Origin of the sequence: Sphingopyxis sp. CCNWLW2, from assembly GCF_037095755.1 — a bacterium.
Lineage (GTDB): Bacteria > Pseudomonadota > Alphaproteobacteria > Sphingomonadales > Sphingomonadaceae > Sphingopyxis.
The window spans coordinates 841,325-847,324 of record NZ_JBAWKJ010000003.1; the positions used below are offsets into that span (position 1 = coordinate 841,325).

Genomic DNA, 6,000 nt, shown 5'->3' on the forward strand with positions numbered 1-6,000 from the left:
CGGATGACGTTCAAAGGCTTTTGCCGAAGGGCCTCTTCGACGAAGACCTCGCCGGTGCAGTGCATCAGGACGATAACAGGACACAATGTTGTACCTGGCGGATTCTCATCAGCCGGCCCAACATCGGCTGCGATGTCAATCCGAAGCTGATTTCGGGTCGCGAGATCAATCAGCTGATCCCCGGCGCCTTGGCGCGGGGCATTGCGAACAGCGCCATAAATGCCACGCCCAGCAGGATCGCGAAGCAGCTCCAAGTCCAGACGTAACTTCCAGTACTATCAAAAATCATGCCCGCCATAAGGGGAAACGCCATCGCCACCGGAGTCATGGCGGCGCGCGACCAGCCAAGAGCACGACCGTAGCCCGACAGACCAAACAGTCCGGCTATGCTTGCGCTCCATACAGGGAGCATGGCGCCTATTCCGAAACCGAAAACAGCTACCGCCATAAGCATGGTCGTAAAGCCGGGGGCGAGGGCAAGAAAGACCATTCCACTGAATTGCAGGGCCACTCCGATGCGCAGGGCGGTGACATGGCTAAGTCGATCGATCGAGAATCCGATGAGGATTTTGCCAACGACGGCACAGCCGCCAATCACGGAGAGGAGAAGCGACCCTTGCCCCGTGGTGAGGCCGCGCGTGCCCGCAAAAGTCACGAGCGAGACCATCGTGCCAGTATTGACGCCAGTCATGACTCCAGTGACAAAGCTGAGAATCCAGAAGCCGCGATGTCGAAACAGGTCGGCGAGGGGCATACGTGCATCTTGCCCGCGGGGAGCCGTTCCGGTGCGTTCGGCGGGCGGGAAATCGTCGGGGAGCCGAGCGAGTAACCAGACTGCGGGCAGCAACGCCAACATAGCGCCGGCGTAAATCACAAAGGTTGCGCGCCATCCTTCTTGGCGGATCAACATGTCCGTCAGCGGCGGGAAGAGAATGGCGGCGACCGATGCGCCGAGCACCGACAATCCCAAGGCGAGCCCGCGCCGCCGGTTGAACCAGTGGGAGACGAGGTAACTCGTGCACACGACACCGATGCAGACGTCCGCCATCGCGATGAGCGTGCCGAAAAGAATGACAATCTGCCAAATCCCCGTGGAGACACTTACCAGCAGGAAACCGAGCGCGGTGCCGACGATGCCGACGCTAGCGACCGAGCGAATGCCCCACCGGTCGAGCGCCATTCCGACAGGCGCGGAGCCAAGATTGCCGACGATGCCGACCATCGTGAAGCCGACGTTGATCACCGTGATCGGCGCGCCAAAATCCTTCGCAAAGGCCACCGCATAATTGCCATAGGCATAATAGACGGGACCCGCGCCCATCATGATCATGACCGAACATAGCAGGACTACCAGCCAAGCGCGGATCATGGGTTCAAATCTCCCTGACCGTCGTCAAAACAGATACTCCAGTTTCAGCCCATACTGTGCCGGCCGCTGGTAGGTGACGGAGGTGGACAGGTTTGAAATGAGAACCCCCGCAATCGGCTGCGCGTTAAAAATATTCTGGCCGAATATTGTGCCGCGCCAATGCCCGTCGGGCGTGGTGTACGCGACATTGGCGTTGAAGATCGCAAATCCCTTTTGCTGGAAATTTCCGGCGAGGTCATAGATCAGCCGACTGGTGTAGGAGCCGGTGACGCTGGCGAGAATTGTGCCGCCGCTCGCTGTGTCGGTCTCATAAGTGGCTGTGCCATTTGCCTGGAGGCGCGGCGTCCTGAGCAGTCGCTGTCCCGAGGCATCCAGCACGAAGGACGTGTTGCCGCCGATCGGAACTCCGGCCGCATCCGTCCGAGGTCGGAATCCTTGAGCCCCGGTAAAATCCGTATACTCCCCATGGGTATAGGCGATACCTCCGCGCAACGTGAGTCCGCGCGCCGGGATGACGTTCATATTGGCCTCGAAGCCGTAGATCTCCGCTTGTGCAGCGTTTCTCAGTGTTGGCGAAATCGACGTGGTGCCAAAGGCCGAGAACTGCAGGTCCTTGTAGCTGTAAAAATAGGCCGCGGTGTCGAACGTCAGCTTCCGCGATGGCGCCCCCTTGATCCCGATCTCGAATGCATCGACCGATTCCGGGTTGACCGCCTGAACCTGCAGGCTGTTGCCGTTGAAGACGCCTGACTTGAAGCCCCTGCTGTAGCTGGCGTAGGCGTTGACGCTCGGCGTGAGAGCGTAGCGGATGGACGCCCGCGGGGTCAGCTTTTCGAAATGATCATCTGCCGACACGAATGTTCCCGGCAGACCCGTCGCTGTGACAATGGTATTACCGGAGAAACCAGGTTCATCGCGGCTGTAGCGCAAACCGCCTATCAGTGTGAGGCGATCCGTCAGCTTGAAGGTGGCCTCGCCGAACGCGGCATAAGCGTCAATCCGGATGTCGTCGACATCGGTGCCGAACGTCAGCCGGGGATTGGGGTTGAAAACAAACTCGCCGCCGTACGACCTCAGATGATAGAAGCCGCGCTCACGATAATAGCTTGCCCCGGCCAGCCAGGTGAACCGCCCTCCCGACGCCGATGCCAGCACAAGATCCTGCGAAATCATATCGTCGCCGAAGCGAATGCGTGATTCCGAGAAGGTCACCGGAGTGAGGTCCGAATCCGTGACGACCGACTGACGTGCCTTCGAGAAGGCGCTGAGCGATGTGAGGGTCGCCCAGTCCATGTCGACCGTTATGCGCAAGCTGCCGCCGCCGGTTTTCACGCGGTTGAGCGGCACGATCCCAAGCGCTGAGGTGTTTTTTTCGGTCGGGATCAAGACATTCGGGAGCGTCGCGCGAACCTGCGTGTTGCCGTCGAGCGGCTGATTGCCGAACGTCGTCAAGTCGTTGAAGCGCGCGTAATAGCCTGCAAGCACAACGTCGACCCGGTCGCCGAGCTTGACCAAAAGCTTCGAGCGGACCGTGTGGAAATGCTTGTAGCCGAGTTTCCGGTCGAGATTGATGTCCCGGCGATATGCGCCGCCGTCGAGATAATCTGCCGAAATGTTCCAAGCGACCTTGTCGTCGACAACAGGCACATTAACGAACGCCATGGCTTCGAATTCATCAAAGCGACCATAGCTCACGCCTAGGCGGCCGGTGAGGTCGAAAGACGGCGTCTTGGTTGTGATGTTGATCGCTCCGCCGGCCGCATTGCGACCGAACAGCGTACCTTGAGGACCCTTGAGAACTTCGATCCGTTCGAGATCGACGAACTGCAGGTAATTGGCGGCCTGGAAAGGCTGATAAACACCGTCGACGTAAATCGCGACGTTGGAACTGTCGCCGACCGACGAACCGCTGGATCCGATGCCGCGAATGACGGGCTGGGCCGACGAGCCGACTGACTGGAAGTTCAACCCGGGCGTCACCTGGGTCAACGCGCGCGTGTCGGCGACGCCGGTGGTCGCCAATGCGTCACCGCTAAAGGCGGTCACCGAGATCGGCACTTGGCTCATGCGCTCTTCCCGCCTCTGTGCCGTTACAACGATGTCCAGGCCGCTTTGGTCACTCTCGTCCGCCTGTTCGCCCGGACCCGTCGTGGTCTGCGGCGGCTCGGACTGAGCCTGAGCAGGCATGGCAGACAGAGCGGCCGAGCAGGCGGCTGTCCACAGCAGCTGTTTGGAACGTGCTTTCATCGACTTTCCCTCCCCAGTTGGTTTCCGGCCGCGATCTCCCGGCGGATCCTTTGATTTGTTAGGATGTGAGACCTTCCGCATGATGCCTTGGAAGCGACTTTCGCAGCTCTAGCTCATGCGTTCCGGAATAAGCGCGCCGCGAAGCCGATCATCGCTGATCGTAATTGCATCTCGACCCGAACTGACTCATCCTGCTTTCTATCGAGTTATGTAAGTCATACAGTTTGTTTGATTGTCAACGACGGGCGGAGGACGAGATGCGTCTCATCATACATGCGATACAAAGCGTGGATGCTTGCTGGTGGAGCTAGATGCCGTCCGCCCGAACCGATGGGAGGTTCGCCGCTCGCGAACCCGCCAGGCGATCACTGAAGCCGCCTTTGCGACCTTCGTCGACGGGGGCTATCTTGAGACGTCGGTCGAGCAGCTCATCGCACGAGCTGGCGTGAGCCGGTCGACATTCTACGCCCATTTTTCAAACAAGCTCGAGTTGCTGGAAGCGCTAGCGCGGGAGCATATCGAACATCGCCATGCGCGGTTCCGCTCGCTCACTGCGTTGCCCGACCTGAACGAGGCCGCTATTCAGTCATGGTTCGACAATCTTGTCTGCGAGAGCCTTTCGAACGGCAAGGCGGTAGCGCTCTTCAGGCTCGCGGTGGCGCTCGATGCCAATATCATGCAGCAATTCGGTGCTGCGCGCGATGATTCCGCTGCCATCCTCGCGACGCGGTTCCCAGGGTTCAACGTCAAGGCGGGGCAGGGGCGGCAACGCGCCTGTCGGCGGGTCGCAGCCCATAGTTTTGTCATCATGATCGAACAATTCAGTTCCGGCCTCGCGGACGGTAGCTGGCCTATCGGGACCGAGGACACGAAATTCGCCCTTGTCCGAATGCTTCGCGACCAACTGTAGCGAACGTCATCGCGAGCCCGAGTGCGGCGGCTGTACTCTGACCGCGAAAAGGATGCGGTTGGGCTCGCCCTCAGAGCTGCGAGCCGGAGTGAGCTACGTCTCCACCCTTTTCGAAGCGGCTCAGAAATTCCCGCCAACCTTTCGGCTCCGGCTTGTTCGCCGGGTCGTAGAAGGGAGAGAGGACCTTGGCCAACTGCGGGAGGGTCTGCTTCTTCATGAAGGCCCTGAACTCGCCATGCGCTTCCTTCGAGCGCACCGCATCCGCGGGAGCCATGCGCGTCTGATCGACTGCTATCAGGGCGTTGCTGACTTTCGAGCTATAGGCGCCGAGGTGCTTCAATGCCGAGTAGAAGCCGTAACAGCGGTATAGCCAGCCGTTCCAGAAGCGTCCCCAGAGCGTGCGAGCATAAAGGGCGCGAAACAGCTGAAAGCACACTTCGCGGTGCTCATATTCTTCCGCCATATGCCATTTCCAGAGGAGGACCGCGGCATCGTCGGCTCCTTCCAGATACCGGTCATATTTCTCGAACCACATGACGGCGGCCACCGGACCCATCGACTCGAAACCCTCGGAATAGGCCATGCAGAATTTGAGCGAACGGTTCTCAAGCATGTCGGCATAATCGGCCTCGATCTGCTTCTCGAACGGAACGATTTCGGGATAATCTTCGCGGATGCGGCGATTGAACGCCGCATGCTGGCGATAATGTTGTGCTTCCTGCGCGATGAAGATGTCGACCCGGCGGTGGAGTTCGAAATTTTCTGCCGGGAGAAGCGCTTTCGCCTTCTTGAACACCTTGATTAGCCACGGTTCGACAAAGGCCGGAATGGTCGATGATGCGTTCACGCTGTGTGCGAATTCGCGGTGCGGCGACCAGTCGGGCCGAACTTGCGAATAGTCGATCTTGGGATAGCGCGCTTTCATCTCAGATCTCCATTGGACGAATCCCCGGTCAGCCCTGGCTGGCCGGGGTCGTCACGATCAGGCCATGCAACTCGGGCCGCAGGCGGATCTGGCACGACAGACGGGATTCAGGCCGACGATCAGACGCGAAATCGAGCATCGCATCCTCATCCTCGGACGGGCGCCCGACGACATCGCGCCACTGGGCGTCGATATAGACGTGACAGGTGGCGCAAGCGCAGCACCCCCCACATTCTCCGATGATGGCGTCGACGCCGTTGCCGCGCGCGGCTTCCATCAGCGACTGGCCGACACGACCCTCGACGAACGTCGTCTCGCCGCTTGCGCTGATGAACCGGACCCGCGGATGGAACCCGCCGTCGCCATCCACCCCAGGCATGAATGCCGCATCGGGCCCATCCACGGGGCGTTTGGAGTCCTTCGTCATCACGGCTGTTCCTGCGGCAACGGTCACGATCAGTCCAGCAGCGCTAATATTTGAGATTCATGAAGTTCATTCCGTTTTCGAACATGATTTTACGGGTGTTTTCTTCGGAGAGGTCCTTGCAG

Annotated in this window: 5 protein-coding genes; 1 reads left to right on the plus strand and 4 read right to left on the minus strand. The window is 59.7% G+C overall.

All coding sequences use genetic code 11. The features are described 5' to 3' along the window. Positions 1 to 169 precede the first annotated feature (169 nt). Both V8J55_RS21345 and V8J55_RS21350 read right to left on the minus strand, forming a co-directional pair. On the minus strand, positions 170 to 1,369 hold the full coding sequence (locus tag V8J55_RS21345) for an MFS transporter (protein WP_336447572.1): 1,200 nt from the start codon (positions 1,367 to 1,369) through the stop codon (positions 170 to 172). 24 nt (positions 1,370 to 1,393) lie between these two features. Continuing rightward, the gene (locus tag V8J55_RS21350; RefSeq protein ID WP_336447573.1) at positions 1,394 to 3,616 is read right to left on the minus strand and encodes a TonB-dependent receptor; all 2,223 of its coding nucleotides are present in this window, start codon (positions 3,614 to 3,616) and stop codon (positions 1,394 to 1,396) included. A gap of 301 nt (positions 3,617 to 3,917) precedes the next feature. On the opposite strand from V8J55_RS21350, the gene V8J55_RS21355 reads away from it, so the two are divergent. Next, entirely contained in the window at positions 3,918 to 4,526 is a 609-nt protein-coding gene (locus V8J55_RS21355) for a TetR/AcrR family transcriptional regulator (protein ID WP_336447595.1), read from the plus strand. Positions 4,527 to 4,596: 70 nt separating this feature from the next. On the opposite strand, the gene V8J55_RS21360 is transcribed toward V8J55_RS21355, so the two are convergent. After that, positions 4,597 to 5,451: a metal-dependent hydrolase gene (locus V8J55_RS21360; protein WP_336447574.1), complete on the minus strand. Its 855-nt coding sequence runs from the start codon at positions 5,449 to 5,451 to the stop codon at positions 4,597 to 4,599. 28 nt (positions 5,452 to 5,479) lie between these two features. Continuing rightward, on the minus strand, positions 5,480 to 5,878 hold the full coding sequence (locus V8J55_RS21365; RefSeq protein WP_336447575.1) for a 2Fe-2S iron-sulfur cluster-binding protein: 399 nt from the start codon (positions 5,876 to 5,878) through the stop codon (positions 5,480 to 5,482). Positions 5,879 to 6,000 lie beyond the last annotated feature (122 nt).